This is a genomic window from Ectothiorhodospira shaposhnikovii, assembly GCF_022227765.1.
In the GTDB taxonomy this organism is placed as follows: domain Bacteria; phylum Pseudomonadota; class Gammaproteobacteria; order Ectothiorhodospirales; family Ectothiorhodospiraceae; genus Ectothiorhodospira.
Genome location: NZ_JAJMLZ010000040.1, coordinates 1 through 278 on the forward strand (window position 1 = coordinate 1; position 278 = coordinate 278).

2 tRNA genes are annotated in these 278 nt (G+C 53.2%); both read right to left on the reverse strand.

Annotated elements, in window-relative coordinates:
• Positions 1 to 99: 99 nt before the first annotated feature.
• Positions 100 to 175: transfer RNA gene (locus tag LQD11_RS15475), tRNA-Ala, on the reverse strand.
• Positions 176 to 186: 11 nt separating this feature from the next.
• Positions 187 to 263: transfer RNA gene (locus LQD11_RS15480), tRNA-Ile, on the reverse strand.
• Positions 264 to 278 lie beyond the last annotated feature (15 nt).

The window sequence follows — 278 nt, forward strand, 5'->3', positions numbered from 1 at the left end:
AGTACAGTGCCGATGAATAAAAAAGACAGCCAAAAGACAAACGTCGCAAGGCATCAGGCCTTCGCCTTACAACCCTTCTCTTTTGACTGCCCTAGAACTTGGTGGAGCCAGTCGGGATCGAACCGACGACCCCCTGCTTGCAAAGCAGGTGCTCTCCCAGCTGAGCTATGGCCCCCAAATCAAATATGGTGGGTCTGGGTGGATTTGAACCACCGACCTCACCCTTATCAGGGGTGCGCTCTAACCAACTGAGCTACAGACCCAAGCTCAAGTCCACT